General features: G+C 61.1%; 17 protein-coding genes. 8 read left to right on the forward strand and 9 right to left on the reverse strand.

What is annotated here, in order from left to right:
- Window positions 1–167: 167 nt before the first annotated feature.
- Together GSF27_RS00610 and GSF27_RS00615 are read left to right on the forward strand one after the other, a co-directional pair.
- A complete protein-coding gene (locus tag GSF27_RS00610; RefSeq protein ID WP_160964675.1) occupies window positions 168–1,046 on the forward strand; it encodes a glycosyltransferase family 25 protein in 879 nt (292 codons plus the stop codon).
- A gap of 127 nt (window positions 1,047–1,173) precedes the next feature.
- Window positions 1,174–2,040: a glycosyltransferase family 25 protein gene (locus GSF27_RS00615; RefSeq protein WP_160964677.1), complete on the forward strand. Its 867-nt coding sequence runs from the start codon at window positions 1,174–1,176 to the stop codon at window positions 2,038–2,040.
- Window positions 2,041–2,096: 56 nt separating this feature from the next.
- Here GSF27_RS00615 and GSF27_RS00620 read toward each other — a convergent pair whose 3' ends face one another.
- From GSF27_RS00620 to GSF27_RS00645, 6 genes are read right to left on the reverse strand one after another with little or no spacing between them, the layout of a single operon-like run.
- Window positions 2,097–3,896 (reverse strand): BatD family protein, encoded by a 1,800-nt coding sequence (locus tag GSF27_RS00620; RefSeq protein ID WP_160964679.1) that lies wholly within the window; start codon window positions 3,894–3,896, stop codon window positions 2,097–2,099.
- 18 nt (window positions 3,897–3,914) lie between these two features.
- The gene (locus GSF27_RS00625) at window positions 3,915–5,876 is read right to left on the reverse strand and encodes a VWA domain-containing protein (protein ID WP_160964681.1); all 1,962 of its coding nucleotides are present in this window, start codon (window positions 5,874–5,876) and stop codon (window positions 3,915–3,917) included.
- Complete coding sequence (locus tag GSF27_RS00630; RefSeq protein WP_160964683.1) at window positions 5,869–6,894, reverse strand: VWA domain-containing protein; 1,026 nt, start codon at window positions 6,892–6,894, stop codon at window positions 5,869–5,871. Before GSF27_RS00630 ends, GSF27_RS00625 begins: the two co-directional genes overlap by 8 nt.
- On the reverse strand, window positions 6,887–7,417 hold the full coding sequence (locus GSF27_RS00635) for a DUF4381 domain-containing protein (RefSeq protein ID WP_160964685.1): 531 nt from the start codon (window positions 7,415–7,417) through the stop codon (window positions 6,887–6,889). The genes GSF27_RS00630 and GSF27_RS00635 overlap by 8 nt, the downstream gene beginning before the upstream one ends.
- Complete coding sequence (locus GSF27_RS00640; RefSeq protein ID WP_160964687.1) at window positions 7,405–8,364, reverse strand: DUF58 domain-containing protein; 960 nt, start codon at window positions 8,362–8,364, stop codon at window positions 7,405–7,407. The genes GSF27_RS00635 and GSF27_RS00640 overlap by 13 nt, the downstream gene beginning before the upstream one ends.
- Entirely contained in the window at window positions 8,364–9,323 is a 960-nt protein-coding gene (locus GSF27_RS00645) for a MoxR family ATPase (RefSeq protein WP_160964689.1), read from the reverse strand. The genes GSF27_RS00640 and GSF27_RS00645 overlap by 1 nt, the downstream gene beginning before the upstream one ends.
- A gap of 243 nt (window positions 9,324–9,566) precedes the next feature.
- Here GSF27_RS00645 and GSF27_RS00650 point away from each other — a divergent pair, with 243 nt between their 5' ends.
- Entirely contained in the window at window positions 9,567–14,486 is a 4,920-nt protein-coding gene (locus tag GSF27_RS00650) for an NAD-glutamate dehydrogenase (protein ID WP_370462542.1), read from the forward strand.
- 40 nt (window positions 14,487–14,526) lie between these two features.
- Here GSF27_RS00650 and GSF27_RS00655 read toward each other — a convergent pair whose 3' ends face one another.
- Window positions 14,527–15,495 carry a diguanylate cyclase domain-containing protein gene (locus tag GSF27_RS00655; RefSeq protein WP_370462543.1) on the reverse strand — a complete coding sequence of 323 codons (969 nt, stop codon included), beginning with the start codon at window positions 15,493–15,495 and terminating at the stop codon, window positions 14,527–14,529.
- A gap of 416 nt (window positions 15,496–15,911) precedes the next feature.
- Between GSF27_RS00655 and GSF27_RS00660 the strand changes: the two genes are divergently transcribed.
- On the forward strand, window positions 15,912–16,931 hold the full coding sequence (locus GSF27_RS00660; RefSeq protein ID WP_160964691.1) for a quinone-dependent dihydroorotate dehydrogenase: 1,020 nt from the start codon (window positions 15,912–15,914) through the stop codon (window positions 16,929–16,931).
- 180 nt (window positions 16,932–17,111) lie between these two features.
- On the opposite strand, the gene rmf is transcribed toward GSF27_RS00660, so the two are convergent.
- Window positions 17,112–17,315: a ribosome modulation factor gene (gene rmf / locus GSF27_RS00665; protein ID WP_160964693.1), complete on the reverse strand. Its 204-nt coding sequence runs from the start codon at window positions 17,313–17,315 to the stop codon at window positions 17,112–17,114.
- A 281-nt stretch (window positions 17,316–17,596) separates the two neighbouring features.
- On the opposite strand from rmf, the gene rlmKL reads away from it, so the two are divergent.
- The gene (gene rlmKL / locus GSF27_RS00670) at window positions 17,597–19,771 is read left to right on the forward strand and encodes a bifunctional 23S rRNA (guanine(2069)-N(7))-methyltransferase RlmK/23S rRNA (guanine(2445)-N(2))-methyltransferase RlmL (protein WP_160964695.1); all 2,175 of its coding nucleotides are present in this window, start codon (window positions 17,597–17,599) and stop codon (window positions 19,769–19,771) included.
- 26 nt (window positions 19,772–19,797) lie between these two features.
- Here rlmKL and GSF27_RS00675 read toward each other — a convergent pair whose 3' ends face one another.
- Window positions 19,798–20,133, reverse strand: coding sequence for a hypothetical protein (locus GSF27_RS00675; RefSeq protein ID WP_160964697.1), 336 nt, complete (start codon window positions 20,131–20,133; stop codon window positions 19,798–19,800).
- Between the two features lie 303 nt (window positions 20,134–20,436).
- Between GSF27_RS00675 and GSF27_RS00680 the strand changes: the two genes are divergently transcribed.
- The 3 genes from GSF27_RS00680 to GSF27_RS00690 are packed head-to-tail and all read left to right on the forward strand — an operon-like array spanning window position 20,437 to window position 23,681.
- Window positions 20,437–21,675, forward strand: a complete 1,239-nt coding sequence (locus tag GSF27_RS00680) for a lipoprotein-releasing ABC transporter permease subunit (RefSeq protein ID WP_160964699.1) — start codon at window positions 20,437–20,439, stop codon at window positions 21,673–21,675.
- Window positions 21,676–21,726: 51 nt separating this feature from the next.
- Window positions 21,727–22,434 (forward strand): ABC transporter ATP-binding protein, encoded by a 708-nt coding sequence (locus GSF27_RS00685; RefSeq protein WP_160964701.1) that lies wholly within the window; start codon window positions 21,727–21,729, stop codon window positions 22,432–22,434.
- Window positions 22,434–23,681 carry a lipoprotein-releasing ABC transporter permease subunit gene (locus tag GSF27_RS00690; protein ID WP_160964703.1) on the forward strand — a complete coding sequence of 416 codons (1,248 nt, stop codon included), beginning with the start codon at window positions 22,434–22,436 and terminating at the stop codon, window positions 23,679–23,681. The genes GSF27_RS00685 and GSF27_RS00690 overlap by 1 nt, the downstream gene beginning before the upstream one ends.
- The last annotated feature ends 88 nt before the right edge of the window (window positions 23,682–23,769 follow it).

Raw genomic sequence — 23,769 nt, forward strand, 5'->3', positions numbered from 1 at the left:
TCTCCCTGTTTACCGCTGACCTGAACTACCCGCAGCCGATGGCAACTGGCCTGGTTTGTGCTTTGTTGCGTCTGGTGGTTTCTCTTTTGCCGCCACAATACCGATAATATTTGAGCGTACTTCCCGGCTTGGCGCCAGCGTCGCCTGCGAGGGAGGGGGAGTTGGAATTGCGCGCAGCACAAGAACAACAGAATTTTGCCTGTCACATTATCACCCTGAACCCTGAGGCACCTGCGACGCAGGAGATCCTGCGCTCGCTGCAGCAGCAGGGCGTGGAGGCGGGGGTGTTTACCGCCGTTGATGGCCGTCAGGGTTACCCGCAGCTGCAGCCAGGCGAATACCTTAACCAGCGCATGTCCATGCTGCGCAATCGCCGCTATATGACGGCCACCGAGGTGGGCTGTTATTTGTCACATTTGCGCGCTGTGCGTCACTCCTACGAGGCCGGGCACCAGTTTGTCTGCCTGCTGGAGGATGATGTGGTGATAGAGCCGGACTTTGGGCGTGTGGTGAGGGAGCTGACCCGCGAGCCGCGGGACATTGTACGACTGATGGCGCTTAAGCTGCGGCGCCGCAAGGTGGTGGGAGAGGTACTGCCCGGCTTCAGCCTGACCCGCCCGGAGCGGGGCACCCTGGGGACCCAGGCCTACCTGCTGAGTCGCGCCGGGATGGAGAAGTTTTTGGCCCACGCCTCCGATATCCATCGAGCGATTGACCATGTGCTCGATCATTTCTTTCTTTTTGACCTGGAGACCTACGCTGTAGAGCCTCACCTGGTCTATGAGCGTCACTCGGCTTCCACTATCAGCAAGCGTGCGGCCGATGCCGGTCGCCGTCCCAACCTGCTGGAAAGCCTGCTCTACCACCCGCTGAAGATGTGGTTCAGTGGCCGCCGGCACCTCTATTTCTGGCGCAAGCGCGCCGAGCTGTATCCCAACCAGTGGCCCCGGGAATTGCCGGGCAAGAGCCCCCGTTTGCGCGGCAAAGGCCGGGCCTGCGAGGCACTGCTGGAAAGCCCGGGCGGGGGCCAGCTGGCAGGGGAGTGAGGCGCAGGCCCTGTGGGCCGGGGTGTTGGGTTTGCGTTTTTTTAAGGGTCTCTTAAGCTTGGGTAGTCACCATAACGGGTTTCTTGTTTGAGATTGTCTCCTGTCTCAGGAGACCGGGAGCCGCCCTTTGCACCAGCCTGATTCATACCCTTCCCTGGCCTGTCGGGTTATCACCCTCAATCCCCGGGCTGACAATACCTGTAAGCTCCTGTCGAGCCTGCGGCAACAGGGAATTAATGCCACGCTCTTCGACGCGGTAGACGGCCGCCAGGGGTTTCCGCCGCTGCAAACGGGTGAGCGGCTGGATCAGCGCATGGCGATGTTGCGTCGTCGCAGCCATTTGACCGCCACCGAGCTGGGCTGTTACCTGTCACACTTGCGCGCCGTCAGGGAGGCGTACGACCAGGGGTATGAATTTGTCTGCCTGCTGGAGGACGATGTGGTGATTGAGCCCGGGTTCGCCGCGGTGCTGGCAGAGTTGCTGCCCGAGCAGCTGGATATCGTGCGTTTTATGGCTCTCAAGCTACGGCGCCGCAAGCTGGTCAAAACCCTGTCGGCCGGTGTGGATCTGGTACGCCCCGAGCGGGGAACGCTGGGTACCCAGGCCTATATGCTCAGCCGCCGGGGTATGGAAAAATTCCTCGCCCACGCCAGCCATATTTATGAAGCCATTGATCATGTGCTGGATCACTTCTTTCTCTTTGACCTGGATACCTGGCTGGTGGAGCCCCATACGGCCTATGAGTTGGCGGGGTCTTCCAGCGTCAGCAAACGGGAGACCGCCGCCGCAGCCCCGGGGTTCCGGGAATCGCTGCTCTATCATCCGGTAAAACTCTGGTTCAGCGCCCGGCGCCACCTCTACTTCTGGCGCAAGCGTGCGGAACTCTATCCCAATCAGTGGCCGGTCCGGCGGCCGGGCCGGAGCCCGCGCTTGCGGGGTAAAGGCCCGGAGTGTCGTGAGCTGTTGGCCACGCCAGGCCGTTCCGGCGATTGAGTGAATGGTCGGCTGCTCCCCCGATCGTTGACAGGGAGCCGTGTGCAGACGATCTGTCAGTGTGAACGATAGAGTGGCGGCAGGGGCTCATCTGCCGGTGTCCCGCTGTTGCCCTGACGCAGGGCAATAACCGCTTCCATCAATTGCTTGCCATCGAAATCTGCTGACCCATGGCCGCCATAGAGGGCGGCATCCAGTTGCTGCAGTGACTGCGCCAGCGGCGGGGATTGCAGGCACAGGCCCGGCAGGGCCGCCATGGCCTGTCGTTGGGCTACCGGTCGCTGTTGCTGCTGCTCCCGCCACCAGATTTGCGCCCACTGTTGCAGGGCCTGTCGCAGTGCCTGCAGGTCATCCTTGCCGCTGGCAATGCGCAGCGCCTTGAAGGCATCGGCGTCGCTGCGGCTAAGCTGATCGTAGGGGGATGTTTTCTGCGGCTGCAAAGCGCGCAGCTGGCGTCGTGCACGCAGCCACTGCATCCCCAGAACCAGGCACAGAAACGCCAGCGCCAGGGTGCTGTAGAACCAGCTGCGGTTGTGCGCAGAGGGGCGCCCGGCCTCCGGCAGGTTGCTGTCAGCAGAGGAGTGTTCCTCGGCCGGCAGGGCCGTTACTGCCTCCGGGGTGGCGGTGGCAGGCAGGCGCGCGGCACTGGCGGCACCTACCTCGATCTCGCGGGCGGGCAAGGTCAGCTGCCGCTGCCGGCCGCTGCCATTGTCCCACCAGCTCAGCACCACTGGCGGCAGGGTGTAGCGGCCGGGCTTGCTGGCGACAATGGCGTAGCTCTCGACCTTACGGGTAGAGACCCCGCTGGTACCGAGCGACTCTTCGCTCTGGGGTTGGTCGGGGTAGTAGCGCAGGCCGTCAACGTCTCCGGGTTGCAGGGGCGGCAGCTGTGCGGCGAGAACGCCAGTGCCCTGCAGGACAAGACGGCGGGTGATGGGTTCGCCCGCTTTCATACGTTCCGGGTTACCACTCCACTCCTCACTCAACTGCAGGGCGTCCGCCGGCAGCCAGACGTAACCGTTGTAACTGTCCGGTTTTGGCTTTACCTCCAGGGTGGAGGGGGAGGTGCGCAGGCGCAGGCGCTTGCCGCTGCTGCGGCCAAACGGGTCATAGGTACGGTTGCTGTGGTCGGGCGCGGTCACCTCCCACAGGGTGGCGGGAATGTTGATGGAGCCGCTCTGCTGCGGGAAGAGGGCATAGACAATTTCCACCACACCGTAATCCACGCCACCTACGGTTTTGCGGTATTGGGTCTCTTCTACCTGTTTCAGTTGTACGTTGTCGATTTTCAGCTCGCTGCGGTTGAGGCCGGTGAGCGGGACACGGGTGAAAAGGCGAATGGTGTAGAGCACCTGCTGCTGCACGTAGGCCGTTTCCGGTTGCAGTTCGGTCTGCATAAACACCTCCTGTGACGAGGAGGGTGTTTTGCCGGAGCCCGGCTGAACCTTGATTTCAATGGCCTCACTGAACGCGCCCTTGAGCTCAAAGGATGGAATCAGCAGGGTGCCTTCGTGTCGGGGTGCCAGCGTCAGCACCCATTGGGTCCAGGATTCATTCTGGCCATTGATGCTGCGAAACTGGTTGCTGCGCTGGGTGTTGAGTATGTCGAAGTCCTGTTGCAGCTGACTGAATTCGGGAGCGTCCATCATCACCTGGCTGTCGTAGCGCAGGGTGAGGCGGAAGGTCTCTTCCGGGCTGATGCTGTTGCGATCCACGGTCGCCTGCAAACTGCCGGCAGCGGCGCCGAGGCTGGCCAGCAGCAGGCAGCAACCCAGTATCCAGTGGCAGAGTGTCCGGCACCGGGACGGGAAGAGCGTCGTGATGGCTGATGTTTGTGTCTGGTTAAACGTTGTCATATGGATTCGCCAATGCAATTACCAGCGCTGGGCGGCATTGTTTTCCGGTGGCTCCCAGGTGCCCTGTTGATAGGCCTGGCGTCGCTGCCGGTATTGATATTCAAATTTGTTGCGCAACAGGCCGCTGGGATCGTCGGGGATGCGGCGCAGCATCTGTTCCATGGTCTGGCGCTCTTCGTCGCTGAGGCCGTCGTCCTCGCTGGCCATGCCTTCAACACCTTGCTGTGGTGATTCATCGCCGGTGTTTTGTTTGTCCTGTGGCTGGCCAGCGGCCTGACTGGCGTTCTGCTGCTCACCATTGTCTTCGGTTTGCTGGCCGGCCTCCTGCGCTTGTGATTCGGGTTTGCGGCCGTCACTTTTTTCTTCGGCGTCGCCAGGTGAATTGGCCTGGCGCTGCTGCTCGTCACCGGCCTCGCCTTGTTGCCGGGAGTCTCCCTGCTCCCCGGATGAGGATTGCCCGGATGAGGACTGTTGGGATGATTGTTGCTGCCCGTCCTGTGATTCCTGTCCCTGCTGGTTCTGTGAAGAATCACCGCTCTGCTGCTGATTTTGCTGCGGGTCGTTTTGCTGCCCCTGGGAGTTCTGATTTTGTTGCTGCTGCTGTTGCTGTTGTTGCAGTAAGGCTTCCACCTGCTGGCGATTGGCGGCTGCGTCTTCCAGCGCGGGATTCAGCTGCAGGGCCTGGTCGTACGCTTCCAGGGCGCCAGGCAGGTCGCCGCTTTTGGCCAGTGCGTTGCCGCGGTTGTAGTGGCCCCCGGCGCTGTGATCCTGTTCCAGCAATTTCGCGGCTTCGGCGTAGTTACCGGCGCGGTACTGGGCAGTGGCTTTCCAGTCGGGGCGCTCAAACTTTTCTGCGGCGGCAGCATTGTCACCGGCTTGCAGCAGTTCGCTGGCCTGTTGGTCCGGTGTCTGCCACAGGTCTTGCCAGACGCCTGCCTGGGCCGGTTCTCCGGGGAACAGCATCAGCGGAAACAGCGCCAGCAGCCAGCCGCGGCGGAAGGCCAGCAGCATCAGCGGCAGCAGTGGCAGCAGCAGCCAGGGGCCGCGATCGAGCCAGGTGTCGAATTCCCGCTGCAGCTGGCGGGTCTCGCTCTGCAGCGGTGTCGGTTTACGGCTCAGCAGTTGCAGGTCCCGGTCGTCAGGGGTGAGTGGTGTAAAGCGTCCGCCGCTGCTCACTGCCAGCTCTGCCAGGTCCGTACTGTTGAGTTTTGCCAGCACCATATTACCGAGATGATTTTTGGCAAAGCCACCGTTGGCCAGCGGAATCGGGGCGCCTTCAGTGGTGCCGACACCCAGGATAGAGAGGCGCACGGAGGAGGGCAGCAGTCTGCGAACCGAATCCAGTGCGTCTGTGGCCACACCATCGGTGACCAGCAGCAGTTCACCCTCGGTGTGGCCGGCATCGAGCAGCAGTTGCAGGCCCCGCTCCACCGCCATCTCGGTGTTGCTGCCACGCAGCGGCATGACGTCCGGTGACAGTGCCGGCAGCAGGTTGATAATGGTGGCGGTGTCGTCCGTCAGTGGTGTGACGGTGTGGGCTTCACCGGCGTAGACCACCAGGGCGGTGACCCCTTCGCGACGTTGCTTGAGCAGGTCGGTCAGTTTCAGGCGAGCCCGCACCAGGCGCGACGGTTGCAGGTCCTGGGCCTCCATGGAGGGCGACAGGTCCAGCAGGATTACGGTGGCGTCCTCGCGCTTGTGGATTGGCTGCGGCAGTTTCTCCCAGGCCGGTCCCGCCAGTGCCAGCGAGGTGAGCACCAGTGCCAGGCCCAGCAGTACAACCGGCCAGCGCTGCCGGGCGCCAGCGCCCTGTTGCAGCAGGTAGGGCAGCAGGGCGGGGTCGATGATCTTTTTCCAGTGGCTGCCGTGTTGCGGGTGGCGCAACAGCCACAGGGTCAGCAGCACTGCCACCGGAATCAGCAGCAGCCACAGTGGGCGCAACCAGTGGAACTGGTTCAGCAGCGTGCTCCAGTCAGCCATTGCCCGCCTCCGTCACTGGTGCCCGGGTCAGGGGAGCAAGGAGCCGCGGCAGTAGCAGCAGCGCGAGGCAGAACAGCGCGGTAGCCAGCGGCCAGTGAAACAGCGACTGGGTAGGGCGGAAGGTCTCGGCGTCCTGTTCCACCGGTTCCAGCTGGTCCAGTTGCAGATAGATCTGTTGCAGGTCCTGGGGTGAGCGGGCGCGGAAGTAAGCTCCACCGGTTTGCTCTGCAATGGATTGCAGGGTGGCTTCATCCAGGTCTGCGGAGGGGTTGACCCGTCGCTGGCCAAAGCCGAAGAAGCCGCTGGTGAGCATCTCGTCGGCGCCGATACCAATGGTGTAGATTTTGACTCCGGCCTTGGCGGCAATATCGGCGGCCTGCATGGGTTGCACCTGACCGGCGGTGTTGGCGCCATCGGTCAGCAGGATGAGCACGCGGCTCTCCTGTGGTCGTTCGCGCAGTTGTTTCACTGCCATACCAATGGCATCGCCGATGGCGGTCTTCTCACCGGCAAAGCCCAGTTGGGCTTCGCTCAGCAGTTGTTGCACGGTGTTGCGGTCGAAGGTCAGTGGTGCCTGCACATAGGCGCGGGTGCCAAACAGTATCAGCCCCAGGCGGTCACTTTCACGGCGTTTGACGAAGTCATTAACCACCACTTTTACCGCGTCAATACGGGGATAGTAGGTGCTGTCCCAGAGCATGTCGCGGGTCTCCATACTGCCGGAGATATCCACCGCCAGCAGCAGGTCACGACCACTGGCGGGCAGGGAGACCGGCTCCCCTACCCAGGTGGGGCGGGCGGCCGCCAGCAGCAAACAGCTCCAGCTCAGGGCCAGTAACAACAGTCGCCACCAGTGCCGGGGGCGCACAACGCCCCGCTCGGTTTCGGCGCCCGGCAGGCGCGCGTAGAAAGGCACCTGCAGGGCGGCCTCCTGCTGACGGGCGGCCGGGGCAAAGCGATACACCAGCCAGGGCAGGGGCAGGCACAGCAACAACCATGGCCACTGCAGGTCAAGCATGGCGGCCTCCACTGACGGGAACAGCAGCGGGCGCGCGGTGGTGGCGGATCCAGTGGGCGGCAAACTGCCGGGCGCGGGACATATCTTCAGCCCCGGCGGCGCGGTAGAGGTTGTCGCCAAAGCAGTCGCTGCCGTCGCAGGCGTTATGGCCCAGGGTCTGTTGCAGGAATTCGCTCCAGGCCTGGCCGTGCAGTTGCGCCACCGGCTGCTGCGGACAGGCGTGCAGTGCGGTGCGTTTCAGCAGTTGATTGATGGCCTGCAATTGCTGTGCATCCGCGCCGGTGGTGCTGTACTCCTGCAACAGTTGCAGGGCCCGGCGGCGATAGGCGTTGCGACGGCGCCATTGCCACCACCACAGCACCGCGGCAATGGTAGCCAGTGCCAGCAGTGCAGCCAGCAACCACCAGCCCCAGGCGGGTGCGGCCGAGACCGGGTCGGGCAGGTGGATATCCCGCAACGACGCCAGCGGATCAACGGGGAGAGCGGCAGGCGGGTTGCTCCCTGGACTGGTCAGCGACGACATGGGCGTTTACCGAACAGTGGCAGCAGTTGCGCGAGCGGACTCTGCGCGGTGGTGAGGGGCAGGAGCCAGGCGCCGGCTTCGCTGGCCGCCTGTTGCAGGCGGCTCTGGCGCTGCAGGAAATCCTGGTGGAACTGGCCGGCAAGGTTGGCATCGGCGGTGTTGAGCGCACGACGCTCCATGCCATTGGTGACCGTCAGGGTCATCGCTTGCGGCAGTTGCTGCTCCAGCGGATCGGTGACCCACAACAGCGAGACATCGGCGTGCCGTCCCAGCTGGTGCAGCTGTTCCGTGCAGGCGTCATTCCACCCCTGCAGATCGCTGATGATCATCACCGCGCTGCCGGGCTTGCTGATGCGGCGCAAATCTGCCAGTCGTTGCTGCAGGGGTACGGCATCGGGCTGGCTCAGCGGTGACTGCAATTCGCTGTTGAACTGCTGGATTACCTGCAGCAGCGTCAGCAGGGTGTGGCGGCTGCGCTTGGGACGAATGTCGCGCTCGCTGCGATCGTTGAAAATGAGGCCGCCGACGCGATCGTTCTGGGCCAGTGCTGCCCACCCCAGTAATACCGCGGTGTGCGCGGCCAGTACCGATTTGAAGCAGTGGCGACTGCCAAAAAACATGCTGCTGCCCTGATCCAGCATCAGCATCACCGGGCGCTCGCGTTCTTCGCGATAGAGCTTGGTGTGGGCGACCTGGGTGCGGGCGGTAACGCGCCAGTCGATGCTGCGGATATCGTCACCGGCCTGGTACAGGCGCACCTCCTCGAACTCCATGCCGCGACCGCGGAAACGGGTGCGGGCCGAACCGGCCTGGGTGGACTGACTGCGGCGGCGGGGAGTGAGCTGCAGTTCACGGGCGGCAAAACGCAGCGCCAGCAACTGGTCGAGCTGCGTATAGGCGCCCTCAACCGGCTGGAAGTAGCTGTCGTATTGCGCTGCCGAACTCATCAGGCCACAGGCACCTGGCGAATCAACTCGGCGATCACCGCGTCGCGATCAACACCGGCGGCTTCGGCTTCAAAACTCAGCAGCAGGCGGTGGCGGAAGACGTCCGGCAGGATGGCCTGCACGTCGCCGGGGCTGACAAAATCCTGCCCCCGCAGCCAGGCGTGGGCGCGGGCGCAGCGATCCAGGGCAATGGTGCCCCGGGGACTGACACCGAACTCGATCCAGCGCGCCAGCTCCTCGCTGTAGTCCCCCGGCCAGCGGGTGGCGAGGGTGAGGTTGACGATGTACTCCTCGACGCTGTCGGCCATGTGCAGCGCCAGGATCTCTTCGCGCATGGCAAACAGCAGCTGCTGGGTGATCGGCACAGGTGGCTCGACGGGTTTGTGGGCTGCTTCGTTGCGGGCCAGGCGCAGGATCTCGCGTTCGGCGGCGGCATCGGGGTAGGCGACTGTAACGTGCATCAGGAAGCGGTCCAGCTGGGCCTCCGGCAACGGGTAGGTTCCCTCCTGCTCGATGGGGTTCTGGGTGGCCATCACCAGGAACAGTTCCGGCAGCGGGTAGGTGTGGCGCCCCACACTCACCTGACGCTCCGCCATGGCCTCCAGCAGTGCTGACTGCACCTTGGCGGGAGCGCGGTTGATCTCGTCCGCCAGCACCAGGTTGTGGAAGATCGGACCCTGCTGGAAATCGAAGCTGGCGGTCTCCGGGCGGTAGATATCGGTTCCGGTGACGTCCGAGGGCAGCAGGTCGGGGGTGAACTGGATGCGGTGGAAATTCCCTTCAATGCCGTCGGCGAGGGTTTTGATAGCCTTGGTCTTGGCCAGTCCCGGCGCGCCCTCCACCAGCAGGTGGCCGTCGGCCAGCAGGGCAATTAACAGGCGTTCAACCAGTTGGGTCTGGCCCACGATCTGGGATTCCAGCCAGCGTTGTAATTCGGCCAGCGCGCTTTGATTATTCATGCGAGAACTCATTTCTCTGTTGTTGCCAGGGTAAAAGTCGGCCTGGTAAAAAACGGGAAATTCTACCGCCTGCACAAGGCTTGGCAAGTGGACCCGGCAATAGACCGGTATGTGGCACGCAAGTTCCTGTAAGTATCCCTATCCAAATCCGTTTCCGGTCCCTGTCACACGCACGTTGATACAGGTTTGATAGGCTATGCTGAATTTGGCGGCCAGTGGTTGGCGCAGCAAGAGGAAGGGAATGTGAATATCAGCATGGTGACGGCTGACAGCAGAGAGACGTTTTTTCAGCAGCTGGGCGACTTTATAGACCAGCGCAGGCCGGCGGTGGACAGCGACAGCCTCAAGCACCTGGCGCACTACTGTTACCTGCGGACGAGCCTGGAGGAGCTGGACGGGCGCGCTATCAGTGACATATTTGGCAGGGTGTTTGGCTGCTGGAACTTTATTCAGCAACTGGAGGCTGGCGGCGCGGCGCGGGTGCAGGTGTTTAACCCCAGCCTCGACGAGGATGGATGGCTCTGCCCGCACACGGTGGTGGCGGTGCTGCAGCGGGATATGCCGTTCCTGGTGGACTCCGTGCGTATGGAGGTGAGTCGCCGCAATATCACCATTCACGAGATTGCCAGCACCCAGCTTACCGTCTGTCGGGATGAGCAGGGGCAGTTGCTGGAGCTGGCACCCGTCGGCAGCAAGCCCGCCAACAGCAAAAAACGCCAGTACCAGCATGAAGCGCTGATCTACCTGGAGATTAACCTGCACACCGATGAATCTGCCATGCATGAGCTGGCGGAGTCCCTGCGTTCGGTGCTGACGGATGTGGAGTTGGTGGTCTCAGATTACCAGCACCAGTTGCAGCGGGTCGCGGAGTGCCGGGGTAACCTGCAACAGATTACCGATGACAGTTTGCTGGCGTGTGCCAAAGAGGTGGATGCCTTGCTGAAGTGGATGGCCGATGGCTGTTTCACCTTCCTCGGTTATGCCGAGTACAGTTTTTGTGGTGAGGGCGATGCCCGCTACCTGCGTGAAGAACCGGGCCGGCGACTGGGGCTGTTCCGTCAGCATGGCTCGGTGGCGCCCGAGGTACCTGTATCCGGGTTTAATGAGGGCATGGCGCGTTTCCACAGTGGTGAGCAGCTGGTCTCCTTCACCAAATCCGCTGTGCGATCGCGGGTACACCGCCACGCCTATTCAGATTACGTAGTGGTGAAACGCTTTGATGATGAGGGCCGTGTCTGTGGCGAATCCCGCTTTATGGGTCTCTATACCTCGCCGGTGTATACGCTGTCACCGTCACAGATTCCCATGTTGCGGCAAAAGGTGGCGGGTGTGCTGGAGCGCTCCGGGCTCAACCCTGTGTCCCACGACGGCAAGGCGCTGAAGCAGATCCTGGAAACCTTCCCCCGCGATGAACTGTTCCAGAGCAGTGACGAAGAGTTGTTCGCCACGGTCATGGGGGTGGCCGGTATCAAGGAGCGGCCACTGGTGCGCCTGTTTATGCGGCGCGATCCCTACGGCAAGTTTGTCAGTGCGCTGGTGTATGTGCCGCGGGATGATTTCAGTACCCAGATCCGCGTGCATATCCAGAACCTGATCGGCAGTGCGATCAACGCCTGTGAGCACGAATTCAACACCTACTTTTCGGAATCGGTACTGGCGCGGGCGCACCTGGTGTTCCGGGTGAACCCAGGTGAGTCACATCTTATTGATGTGCCACGGCTGGAGCGGCAGATTGTGGATATTACCCGCTCCTGGGATGACCGCCTCTACGACAGCCTCTGCGAGTATCACGGTGAAGAGCGGGGCGCGCGCCTCTACGATCGCTTCTGTGAAGCCTTTCCGGTCAGCTACAAAGCCAGCTTTGAAGCCCGCGCCGCGGTGCAGGATATCGACACCATTGTCACCCTGCAGGAGACCACCGATCTGGCCATGAGCTTTTATCAGGCGGTAGGGGCGGGACGCCAGAGCATGCGCTTCAAGGTATTTCACCTGGACGCGTTGCTGGAGTTGTCCGATGCTATTCCTGTGTTGGAGAACCTGGGGTTGCGGGTGATTGGTGAACACCCTTATCGCCTGCAGCTGAGCGAAGGCCACTGCGTCTGGATACAGGATTTCGACCTGCGTTTTGATCTTAACGTTGAGGTGGATGTGCACTCGGTGCGCAGTAATTTTCAGGAGGCGTTCGCCGCCATCTGGAACCGCCGTACGGTCAGCGATCCCTTCAATAGGCTGGTGCTGGGTGCGCGACTGGACTGGCGCGAGGTGTCGGTGCTGCGGGCCTACGCCGCCTACATGAAGCAGACACTGTTCAACTTCGGTCACTCCTACGTAGCCCACACCCTGGCCAATCACCTGGATATCACCCGCAACCTGGTGGCCTTGTTCAAGTCGATGTTCGATCCAAGGGTGCACAAGGGCAGCGGCAAGGACAGTGAGCGTATTGAGCGCCTGAAACAAAAGGTGATTGAAGGTCTGGATCGGGTGGATAACCTCAATGAGGATCGTATTATCCGTCGCTACCTGGAGCTGATCAGTGGCACGCTGCGCACCAACTTTTTTCAGGTGACTGCGGGGGGCGAGTCGAAGGATTACATCTCCATCAAGTTCAGCCCGCGGGATATTCCCAATATCCCCGAGCCCCGCCCCATGTACGAAATCTTTGTCTACTCGCCGCGCATGGAGGGGGTGCACCTGCGTGGCGGCCCGGTGGCCCGGGGCGGCCTGCGCTGGTCTGACCGCCTGCAGGATTACCGTACCGAGGTGCTGGGTCTGGTGAAGGCGCAGCAGGTAAAAAATGCCGTGATCGTGCCCAGCGGCGCCAAGGGTGGCTTTGTGGCCAAGCAGTTGCCCGCCGCCACGGACCGGGAGGCCTGGCTGAAAGAGGGCATCGCCTGCTACCAGATCTTTATTCGCGGGCTGCTGGATATTACCGACAACATCATCGACGGCCAGGTCAGGGCGCCGGAAAACGTGGTGCGCGTGGATGGCGATGACCCCTACCTGGTGGTGGCGGCAGACAAGGGTACCGCTACCTTTTCCGATATCGCCAACACCATCTCCGCCGAGTATCACCACTGGCTGGGTGACGCCTTTGCCTCCGGTGGCAGCCAGGGTTATGACCACAAGGGTATGGGCATCACCGCCCGCGGTGCCTGGGTCTCGGTGCGGCGCCACTTCAAGGAGCTGGGGCTGGATGTACAGCAACAGGATTTCACCGTGGTGGGTATCGGCGATATGGCCGGCGATGTGTTCGGCAACGGCATGTTGATGTCGGAGCACATCTGCCTGACCGCCGCATTTAACCACCTGCACATCTTTGTCGACCCCAACCCCGACAGCGCCCGCAGTTTTACTGAGCGTATGCGCCTGTTCCAGACATCGGGTACCAACTGGAACGATTATGACCAAAGCCTGATCTCTGCCGGTGGTGGCGTATTCTCCCGCGCTGCCAAGTCGATCACTCTGACGCCGGAGATGAAAGCGCGATTCGATATCGCGGCCGACAAGCTCACGCCCACCGAGCTGATCCACGCGCTGTTGCAGGCGCCGGTGGACCTGATCTGGAATGGCGGCATTGGCACCTATGTCAAAGGCAGCCAGGAGAATCACGCCGATGTCGGCGACAAGGCCAACGATAGCCTCAGGGTGGACGGACGGGAATTGCGCTGCCGGGTGTTTGGCGAGGGCGGCAACCTGGGCATGACCCAGCGTGGTCGTATCGAGTTTTGTCTCAATGGCGGTGCCTGTAACACCGACTTTATCGACAACGCCGCCGGTGTGGATTGTTCCGACCACGAGGTAAATATCAAGATCCTGCTGGATGGGGTGGTCAGCAACGGCGACCTGACCGCCAAGCAGCGCAACCAGCTGTTGGTGGAGATGACCGACAGTGTTGCCGGGTTGGTGCTGAGTAACAACTACAAACAGACCCAGGCCATCTCGCTGGCGGAATATCAGGCGGCCACCCGCGTGAACGAATACCGCCGCTTTATCAGCACCATGGTGGACAGTGGCCACCTGAACCGGCAACTGGAGTATCTGCCGGAAGACGAGGAGATCCTGGAGCGCCAGCAGCAGGGCAAATCCCTCACCCGCCCGGAGCTGTCGGTGCTGATCTCCTACGCCAAGGTACAGCTCAAGGAAGCATTGGCCACTGACGCCCTGGTGAACGATCCCTATATGGTGCGGGCGGTAGAGAGCGCGTTTCCCGCACAGTTACAGGAGCGTTTCCGCGAGCAGCTCTACAACCACCGGCTGCGCAAGGAGATTGTCGCCACCCAGCTGGCCAACGACATGATCAACCACATGGGTATCACCTTTGCCCAGCGGCTGAGGGAGTCCACCGGCGCCAACATGGTCGAGGTGGCCAAGGCCTATGTCACCGCCCGGGATATCTCCAACATGCCCGAGTTTTTTGCCAGTGTGGAGGCGCTTGATTATCAGGTGGAGTCCGGTACCCAGAACCTGATCATGTCCCGCAGTATGCGTCGTATGCGCCGCACCACACGCTGGTTTTTGCGCAACCGACGCGGTCATCTCTCGCCACAGGTGGAGGTGGACTCCTTTGCAGAAGCCGTGCGCGACCTGAATGAAAAGCTGCCACAGATTATTTGCGGTGTACCCAGGGACGAGTGGCAGCGCAACATGGACGAGCTGATGGCGCAGAATATTCCGGAGCCTATTGCGTCGCGGGCTTCGCTGCCGGTCACCATCTACTCGTCGCTTTACATGGTGGATGCCGCCCGCACCGCCGGGGTGGAGCCGGAGCTGGTGGCGCGGGTCTATTTCGCCATGAGCGACGCCCTGGGACTGGCGTGGTTTGCGCTGCAGGTGTCAGAGGTGAAAGTGGAGAACTACTGGCAGGCGATGGCCAGGGAAGCTTTTATGGATGATCTGGAGTCGCAGATGCGGGCGCTCGCCATCGCCATCATTCGTCTTGGTGGCCCGGAGATGGACATTATGGCAACCGTGCAGCGCTGGATGGATCAGCACCAGCTGCTGGTGGGACGCTGGCGCAGCATGGTGAATGAGCTGCAGGGTGCGGCGGGCTCCGACTACGCCATGTTTGCGGTGGCGCTGCGGGAGTTACTGGACCTGGCGCAGGCCAGTCAGCACTGTGTCTCGCTGGACGATGACAGTGACCTCTGCCTGCTGGGCGGCTGAGTAACTTAACTTAAGCAACAGCCGCCCGTGAGCGCAGGGATCAGGCGCCGGACTGGCCCTGGTTGTCGTGCTGGCGGCGGGGGCCGGCGTACTCCACCCGGTTGCGGCCATTCTGCTTGGCCAGGTAGAGCATTTTATCGGCGGCACTGAAGAGGCTGTCGGCGTCGGTGTGGTCGTTGGGAATCATGGTGGCCAGACCGGCGCTGATGGTAATCACGTCCGCGGTGGCGGAAGCGGCGTGGGGAACGCGCAGCTCTTTCACCAGCTGACAGCACTTCTGCGCCAGTGCCAGGGCGGCATCGCGATCGGTGTTGGGCAGCATCAGCACAAACTCCTCACCACCGTAACGGGCCAGCAGGTCGGAAGAGCGTTTGGAGACGCCGTTGAGTGCCTCGGCCACCTGCCGCAGGCAGCGATCACCGGCAACGTGGCCGTAGTGATCGTTAAACTGCTTGAAGTGATCCACATCCATAATGACCAGTGACACCGGCGTCTGGTTGCGCAGGGCACGGTGCCATTCGGCGTCCATGGCCTTGTCGTACTGGCGGCGGTTGGCGATGCTGGTGAGGGCGTCGTGGAAGGAGAGGGATTCCAGCTGCTGGTTGAGGTTGCGCAGCACGTCCTCCATCTTCTTACGTTCGGAAATATCAAAGATAAAGCCCACCAGGGCTTTGGTTTTGCCGTTTTCCCGCAGCACATGCACCACGTCCCGCACCCACACGTAGCCGCCGTCGGCGGTCAGGGCGCGGTAGTCGGCCTCGTGGTCAATACCGTGTTCGGACTGGGTGATGCAGAGATTGGCGGTATCGGCGCGCTCGTCCGGATGGATACGGTCAATCCAGTCCTGGGCGGTGGCCCAGCTCTCCCGGGGCCAGCCCAGCAGCTTTTCGATCTGTGGACCAATGTACTCAAACTGCTTGGTCTCCCAATTGATCTGCCAGGGGATGGCCTTGGTGGATTCCAGCAGGATTTTGTAGGGGTTGTCCTTGTCGATATCGTCGTAGCTCACCGGGGTGATCCTCAGGGTTTTCAGTCGGGCACGAGGCCTTGTGCCTTGGAGAGAGTGCCATAGAGAGAGTGTCAGGGTTGCCCAGCAACAGATTTGGCCACTACGAAGGCGGAAGCCCCCACAGTAAGGGCGTATTCCTCGCCACCGCAATGTCACCGCGTGTTTCTGTCACCGGTCGGCAGCTGTCCGGCTGGTGACTTCTCAAGCTGACCGGTGACCGGGTTCATCCTTGCGGTGTGAGCCGGGTCGTTGGTCGATCCGAGTATAAAATCTGATCAGCGTTACTACAATCAGTTATAGCGATTCGGTTGTGGCGTCCCGGTGACCCCGGGTGAGCAGCCTGGCTGTCTCGCTTTAGCGCTGTGATTTCAGTATCCTTGCGGCCGTTCCCTTCCCCTGATCCCGGTGGTGTTTCCATGTATCAACTGGCCCGCAAAGCCCTCTTTTGCCTCGATGCCGAGACCTCTCACGAACTGGCGCTGGATATGCTTGGTGCCGGAGAACGGCTGGGGCTGATCAAGCCTTTCCTGCCGGCTATTCCCAACCGCCCGGTGGAGGTGATGGGGCTGGTGTTCCCCAATCCGGTGGGTATGGCTGCAGGCCTGGATAAAAACGGCGATTACTTTAACGCGCTGGGTCAATTGGGTTTCGGTTTTGTGGAGATCGGCACCATCACTCCACGGCCACAGCCGGGTAATCCCAAACCGCGCCTGTTCCGCCTGCCGGAGCACGAAGGGATCATTAACCGCATGGGCTTCAACAACAAAGGTGTCGCCCACATGGTGGAGCGCCTGAAGCATCGCCGGTTTGACGGCGTGCTGGGTGTCAATATCGGCAAGAATTTCGATACTCCGGTAGAGAAGGCAGCTGATGACTACTGCCTCTGTATGCAGGCTGTCTACGAGTACGCCGATTACATCACGGTGAATATCTCCTCGCCCAATACACCGGGCCTGCGTGACCTGCAGTTTGGCGACAGCCTCAAATCGCTGCTGGGTGCGGTCAAGGAACAGCAGCTGGCCCTGCAACAGGCCCAGGGTCGCTATGTGCCGGTGGCGGTGAAGATCGCCCCGGATATGGACCAGGTGGCTGTGGAACAGGTGGCAGAGGTGCTGTTGCAGAGCGAGCTGGACGGTGTGATCGCCACCAATACCACCATCTCCCGTGAGGGGGTTGAGGGCAGTCGCTACGCCGCCGAAGCGGGTGGCCTGAGTGGCACCCCGGTGAGGGACAAGTCCACCGCAGTGATCCGTATGCTGGACGCCGCGCTGCAGGGCAAACTGCCCATTATCGGCGTGGGCGGGATTCTCGACGGCGAAGATGCTGCAGAGAAGATTGAGGCCGGTGCCAGCCTGGTGCAGGTCTACAGTGGCTTTATCTATCGCGGACCCGCCTTGATCAAGGAGTGCGCGGACGCGATTGCGGGTATCCGGTAAATCACAGTTGCCGGTGCCGGCTGCACGGCAGGTGATTTCGCGCAGGGAGTTGACCTGGCTGTAGTGAAGTCAATGCGACGGGTGATTTACCCTGTTGGTTGGTGTTGGAAGTGTGGTGACGGGTGTTTGGCATAATGGCCCGACGTATTGTCGGGCCTGGCTCATGAGGAAGATGTAGCGTCAGAGTGTGCTCATTTTCTGAGCCAGTGCGGCTTTGTTGATGCCGCCCCAGTGGTCTTCGCGTCCTTCGCGCCAGCCACTTAACCAGGTTTGCCTGGCTTCGCCGGTATCGTGGGGGCATAGACTGCGGGAGCGTCCGTCAATACCAGCTTGATAACCTTTGGAAAAAGCTCGTTCGGAATTGCTGCGTTTCTGGGTTTTCATCAGGCGATGTACCTCTTTCGTGCAGTTTGCGACACGCTACCGATCCCTTGACTGATCCGTCGTTCATACATCGGCAGCGAATGGGTGGGATGTCGCCACCAGTCTGAGCCGGTGACGAAAATCCAGTGAAGCAAAACGCCACAGGGCTTGTGAACAATTTATTTCTTATACTGATAAGCCTGCTTAGTGAAAGTAGACATATCAGTTTGAAGTTTTCTCGGAAACTCCTGCTAACGCTATGAAGTTAAAAGGCTTTTTCCACCACTCAAGATGACAGAATCATGACAGAGCAGCAGTTTTTTGCCACGTGTCCCAAGGGTCTGGAAGCACTTCTGGTTCAGGAATTGACCGATTTGGGGGGCTCCGAGCCCCGCGAAACCGTAGCAGGTGTCTATTTTACCGCGACCCTGAAGAGCGCCTGGAGGGCCTGTCTCTGGAGTCGCCTGGCCAATAAAATCTACCTGCCATTGGGCAAATTTACGGTCAAATCCGCCGATGACCTCTATGAGGCGGCACGCTCCATTGACTGGAGCGAGCACCTGCGCCCCGAGGGCACCCTGCTGGTGGATTTCATCGGAACCAGCGACTCGATTCGCAACACCCAGTTCGGCGCCGTGCGCATCAAGGACGCGGTGGTGGACCAGATGCGCGAGACCCACCGCCAGCGCCCGGGGGTGGCGAAGACCAACCCGGACCTGCGTATTCAGGCCCGCCTCAGCAAAGGCTCTGTCACCATCAGCCTCGACCTGTGTGGCGAAAGCCTGCACCGGCGCGGTTACCGCACCCGTCAGGGGGCGGCGCCACTGAAAGAGAATCTCGCAGCGGCCTTGCTGCTGCGGGCTGGCTGGCCGCAGATGGCAGCAGAGGGTGCCAGCCTGATTGATCCCATGTGCGGCTCTGCCACCATTCTGGTGGAAGGGGCAATGATGGCACTGGACATGGCGCCGGGTATCAATCGTCCCGAGTTTGCCTTCGAGCGCTGGCCCGGCTTTGACGCTGACCTGTGGCGTGAGCTGCGGGCTGAAGCCCTCAGTCGCTACCGTGAAGGTTTGAAGCGGCCCATTGGCGAGATCCGCGGCTACGACGAGGATCGCAAGGTACTGTCAGCGGCGGCGTCCAATGTGGGTATGGCAGGATTGGAAGATGTGGTGCGACTGACCCACAAACCGCTGGAGCAGTGGGTCAAGCCCACGCACACGGAGTTGAAGACGGGGCTGATCCTCACCAACCCGCCCTATGGCGAGCGGCTGGGAGAGCAGGAGCAGTTACAGGGGCTTTACCGCCTGCTGGGGGACAAATGCCGCGAACAGTTTGAGGGCTGGAAACTGGGGGTTTTTACCAGCAATCCGTCCCTGGGCAAGAGCCTGGGCCTGCGGGCCAACAAACGCTACAAACTGTACAACGGTGCGCTGCCCAGTGAGCTGCTGCTGATCGACGTCACGCCAGAGCAGTATGTGAATGCGCCACCGGTGCAGCTGCAGGAAGAGGGTGGCGAGCCGCAGGCGCAACTGACAGAAGGGGCGCTGATGCTGGTAAACCGGCTGCGCAAGAACCAGAAGCAGCTGGGCAAGTGGATCAAGCGCGAGCAGATCCAGTGTTACCGCCTCTACGATGCCGATATGCCGGAGTACTCCGCTGCCATCGATATCTATGGCGACTACGTGCATGTGCAGGAGTATGCTGCTCCCAAGTCCATCGATGAGGACAAGGCCGCCGCCCGCTTTGCGGAAATCCGCGCGGCGGTGCCGGAAGCACTGGGTGTGTCGCCGGACAATATCAGTTTCAAGCAGCGGCGCCGCAATCGCGGGGCGCAGCAGTACGAGCGCCAGAGTGAACGCGCCTATCCATTGATTCCTGTGCAGGAAGGGCCGGTCACGGTGCTGGTTAACCTGTGGGAGTACCTGGATACCGGACTGTTCCTCGATCACCGTCCCGTGCGTCGGATGATCAGCGAGATGGCTCGCGGTAAACGCTTTCTCAACCTGTTCTGTTACACCGCCACTGCCACCCTGCACGCTGCCATGGGCGGGGCCCGGGAGTCGGTCAGTGTGGATATGTCGAAGACCTACCTGAAGTGGGCGGAGAAAAACTTTCTCGCCAACAACCTGTCGCTGGAAAAGCACAAGCTGGTGCAGGGTAACTGTCTGGAGTGGTTACAGGAGTGCCGTCAGGGGTTCGACCTGATCATGCTGGATCCGCCCAGTTTCTCCAACTCCAAGCGCATGGAAGGGGTGCTGGATATCCAGCGCGACCACGTGGACATGATCAACCGCTGCATGGAGTTGCTGCAGCCCGGCGGCACACTGGTGTTTTCCAATAACCTGCGCAGTTTCAAACTGGACGAGGAAGCGCTGTCGGCTTTTGCGGTGGAAAACATTACGGCGAAAACCCTGGATCCGGATTTTGCCCGCAATCCGCGCATTCATCAGTGCTGGTTAATCCGCGCCCGGGCTTAATCCCGGGGCGGGAGAAATGGCTGGGCTTAATTAGCCGGTTGTGCGGCGGGCGGGGTCTTGTGTGCGACGGCGTGGATGACGGTCTTGTACTCAAAGTAGACACTGAAGCCGGCGTAGTCCCAGCGGGTAATGGGGGGATTGCCAACCGCATCGGAGCGATTCCCCGGCTCCCCGAAGCGTGTTTCCACCATCTCCATGCTCATACCCATGGTGGGCTTTTCCACACCTGTGGCTTGTTGCCCAACCGGTACCGCCACCTCTTCGGCCTGCAGCGGGGTGATGGAAAACAGGCTCAGCACGAGGGCGCAGGCGGCAGCTGGCAAGAGTGAAGGGCGGGTGTGGCGATCCCTGACGAAACGCATGAACGACTCCTGTTGTCGGCATTGGTGGCCTGTTCCTGCCCGGGCTTCGGGCCTCTCTCTCACGGGATCGGGTGCCGGCGCGAAGCGGGCAACCTGCAGGAAAAGGCTTAGAAAAAGTACCGGTAATGGTCTGCCAATCCGGTTGAAAAGGCAACTCCCTGCGCCAGGCCTAGGCTCCTGCCACGCCGGTGTCCTGAATGTGACCACCGTGGCGAATCTTTTTGCGGTCTCTTTCGTGGCCGAGACCTGAGGGCGGGCTTATGGTAGCCTCCGGCTTTCGGTTTCCGGCGTCACTATAAAACTATGTTACTCCCCGCCTTTATTGGACTGCGTTACACCCGCGCCAAGCGTCGCAATCAGTTTATCTCTTTTGTCAGTGGATTCTCCCTGTTGGGGATGACGCTGGGTACCCTGGCGTTGATTGTGGTGATGTCGGTAATGAATGGCTTCGACCGCGAAATCAAGCAGCGCCTGTTACAGGTGATTCCCCATATTGAAGTGTTCGCTGATGACGGTGTCAGTGATTGGCAATCGCTGCAGCAGCAAGCAGGGCGGCAACCAGGCGTTATCGCTGCCGCACCTTATGTCAGCGGCGACGCCATGGTCAGCTATGAGCGTGGTATGCAGGGTGTGCAACTGCGTGGTGTGCGGCCACAGGACCTGGAGCAGCTTTCAGGCATCGCTGACCACATGGTGCTGGGTGATGTGGCGGAGTTGCAGGCCGGCACTTACGGCATAGTGATCGGGCGTTTGCTGGCCCGTTTCCTCGGTGTGGTGCCGGGGGATAAGGTGACGGTTACGCTACCGCAGCTCAATGTGACCCCCATGGGCATCTACCCGCGGGTAAAACGCTTTACGGTGGTGGGTGTGTTCGAAGTGGGAGCGCAGGTGGACCAGAGCCTGATCCTGCTGCACATCAACGATGCGCAGAAACTGTTGCGCCTGGGGGACAAGGTTACCGGTATCGAGGTGAAAACCGCTGACCAGTTTGCTTCCCTGGTGGTGGCGTCTGCGCTGCAACAGCAGTTGGCGGACGAGTCACTGACAGTGCGTGACTGGACCGCAACCCAGACCACCCTGTTTGCGGCGGTGAAGATGGAGAAGACCGTGGTCACCGTACTGCTGATGATCATCATCGCGGTGGCCGCCTTTAATATTATTTCCAGCCTGGTACTGATGGTGGCGGACAAGCGCTCCGACATTGCGGTGCTGCGCACCCTGGGCATGACCCGGGGCCAGGTGATGGGGATCTTTATGGTCCAGGGGGCCGCCACTGGCTGGCTGGGGGTTGCCCTCGGGGCGTTGCTTGGTTCGCTGTTGGCGATCTATATCGGACCGGTGGTGTCGGCGCTGGAGGCCCTGGTGGGGCTGCAGGTGTTCGATCCGCGGGTCTACTTTATCAGCCGCCTGCCATCCAAACTGCTGCCGGGCGATGTCGCCGTGGTGGTGAGTGTCGGGCTGTTGTTGAGCCTGCTCTCCACCCTCTATCCGGCGTACCGGGCCTCCCGTATCGAGCCCGCCGAAGCCTTGCGTTATGACTGAGTTGTGCGCAGCCACCAGAATTGAATTCACTGCCTGGAAATAGCCATCCCTATGACAGAAACAACACAATCCCCGGGTGACATCTCCCTCTCCTGTCGCGGCCTGGTCAAAACCTACGATCAGGGGCCTGCACCGGTTACCGTACTGCGCGGTGTCGAGTTGACGTTAAAGCGCGGTGAACGACTGGCCATTGTGGGCAGTTCGGGTTCGGGCAAGTCCACCTTGCTCAACCTGATGGGAGGGCTGGATGTGCCTACAGAGGGGGAGGTGACCCTGTTGGGGCACAAATTCTCCGCCGTAGACGACAACCTGCGTGGACAGCTGCGCAATCAGCACCTCGGTTTTGTGTATCAGTTTCATCACCTGCTGGGTGAGTTCACCGCACTGGAAAATGTGGCCTTGCCACAGATGATTGCCGGGGTGAGCAAGAAACTGGCTAAAGAAAAAGCGGCCCACTGGCTGGAACAGGTGGGGTTGGCGCCGCGCCGGGCCCACAAGCCCTCCGAACTCTCCGGCGGTGAACGCCAGCGGGTAGCCATCGCCCGGGCGCTGGTGAACCAGCCAGCCTGTGTGCTGATGGATGAGCCTACCGGTAACCTGGATCGCCACACTGCCCATGCCATTCAGGACCTGTTGCGTGAACTGAGCGAAAAGTTGGCCACCAGCTTTGTGATTGTGACCCACGATGAACAGCTGGCCGAGGCGATGGACCGGACGCTGTTGCTGCAGGATGGTCTGTTACTGGAGCAGCAGGGCTGATGGCTCTTAAACCCTTCACCGTCTTTATCGGGCTGCGCTACGCCGGGGCGCGCCGGCAGCGCAAGCAGCTGGTGTCGTTTATCTCCGGGCTCTCCATTCTCGGGCTGACGCTGGGGGTAGGGCTGTTGTTGATTGTGCTCTCGGTGATGAACGGTTTCGACCGGGAGTTGCAGCAGCGTATTCTCGGTATCCTGCCCCACGGCTCTGTTTATCAGCGCCACGGTGTTGAGAATTGGCAGGCGCTGCGTCAGCAGCTGCTGGCGGACAGTGAGGTGGTGGCGGCTGCACCGTTTGTGGAAGTTCAATCCATGCTGTCGGTGGGCAAGCGGGTCAAGCCTGCCATCCTCTACGGTATTGATGCAGAGACCGAAAACAGCGTGTCCGTGATTGAGCGTTTTGTGGATGGGAATTTATTACAGCAGTTGCAGGGCGATAGCGGGCAGCCGGTGATTTTGCTGGGGCGCGGACTGGCGCAGGCACTCAAGGTGCAGCCTGGGGATCGCATTACGGTACTGGCGCCTGACAGCCGCGACGGCAGCAAACTGCCACACTTTCGCGCGCTGCAGCTGATCGGCGTTATCAACACCGGAACCGAGCTGGATTACGCCCTGGCACTGACCTCGCTGCAGACAGCGTCAGAGTTGTCGGAGTTTCCCGGCAGGGTGAGCGGGGTACGCATCCGCACTACCGATCTCTTCAGTGCCCCGGATACCATTTACCGCCTGGTACGACCCATGCCTTACGGCTTCTATGGCACCGACTGGACCCGCTCCCACGGCAACCTCTATCACGCCGTGCACATGTCCAAGAACCTGGTGGGATTGCTGTTGTTCCTGATCGTTGCCATTGCCGCCTTTAACGTGGTGTCGACACTGGTGATGGTGGTGGTGGACAAGCAGGGGGATATTGCCATCCTCAAAACCCTGGGGGCTGGCCGCCGCGAGATCATGGCAGTGTTTATGGTACAGGGCATGGTGATCGGTGCCGTCGGCACACTGGCCGGGCTGGTGCTGGGGGTGGTGGGTTCGCTGTCGGTGCAACAGCTGGTGGGTTGGCTGGAGCAGCTATTGGGCATCCAGTTTCTCAACGCCGAGATCTACCCGGTGGATTACCTGCCGTCGGCCATGCAATTGCAGGACTTTATCCTGGTGGCCGTGGTCTCCATGGGCATGAGCCTGGTGGCCACTCTCTATCCCGCCTGGCGGGCCAGCCGGGTGGCCCCGGCTGAGGTGTTGCGATACGAATAGATCAGGACGCTTCGCTACAGGACGCTTCGCTACGGGAAACGGGGTTACCTGTTACCTGTAGCGCAGCGTCCTGAAAACTGATTCCTGA

It is taken from the genome of Pseudomaricurvus sp. HS19 (genome assembly GCF_009857815.1).
In the GTDB taxonomy this organism is placed as follows: domain Bacteria; phylum Pseudomonadota; class Gammaproteobacteria; order Pseudomonadales; family Cellvibrionaceae; genus Pseudomaricurvus.

Excerpts from the sequence above, each read along its gene's own strand:
- GSF27_RS00620 (WP_160964679.1), bottom strand. The coding sequence starts at position 3,896 with ATGACAACGTTTAACCAGACACAAACATCAGCCATCACGACGCTCTTC.
- GSF27_RS00625 (WP_160964681.1), bottom strand. The coding sequence starts at position 5,876 with ATGGCTGACTGGAGCACGCTGCTGAACCAGTTCCACTGGTTGCGCCCA.
- GSF27_RS00630 (WP_160964683.1), bottom strand. The coding sequence starts at position 6,894 with ATGCTTGACCTGCAGTGGCCATGGTTGTTGCTGTGCCTGCCCCTGCCC.
- GSF27_RS00635 (WP_160964685.1), bottom strand. The coding sequence starts at position 7,417 with ATGTCGTCGCTGACCAGTCCAGGGAGCAACCCGCCTGCCGCTCTCCCC.
- GSF27_RS00640 (WP_160964687.1), bottom strand. The coding sequence starts at position 8,364 with ATGAGTTCGGCAGCGCAATACGACAGCTACTTCCAGCCGGTTGAGGGC.
- GSF27_RS00645 (WP_160964689.1), bottom strand. The coding sequence starts at position 9,323 with ATGAATAATCAAAGCGCGCTGGCCGAATTACAACGCTGGCTGGAATCC.
- GSF27_RS00660 (WP_160964691.1), top strand. The coding sequence starts at position 15,912 with ATGTATCAACTGGCCCGCAAAGCCCTCTTTTGCCTCGATGCCGAGACC.
- rmf (WP_160964693.1), bottom strand. The coding sequence starts at position 17,315 with ATGAAAACCCAGAAACGCAGCAATTCCGAACGAGCTTTTTCCAAAGGT.
- rlmKL (WP_160964695.1), top strand. The coding sequence starts at position 17,597 with ATGACAGAGCAGCAGTTTTTTGCCACGTGTCCCAAGGGTCTGGAAGCA.
- GSF27_RS00675 (WP_160964697.1), bottom strand. The coding sequence starts at position 20,133 with ATGCGTTTCGTCAGGGATCGCCACACCCGCCCTTCACTCTTGCCAGCT.
- GSF27_RS00680 (WP_160964699.1), top strand. The coding sequence starts at position 20,437 with ATGTTACTCCCCGCCTTTATTGGACTGCGTTACACCCGCGCCAAGCGT.
- GSF27_RS00685 (WP_160964701.1), top strand. The coding sequence starts at position 21,727 with ATGACAGAAACAACACAATCCCCGGGTGACATCTCCCTCTCCTGTCGC.
- GSF27_RS00690 (WP_160964703.1), top strand. The coding sequence starts at position 22,434 with ATGGCTCTTAAACCCTTCACCGTCTTTATCGGGCTGCGCTACGCCGGG.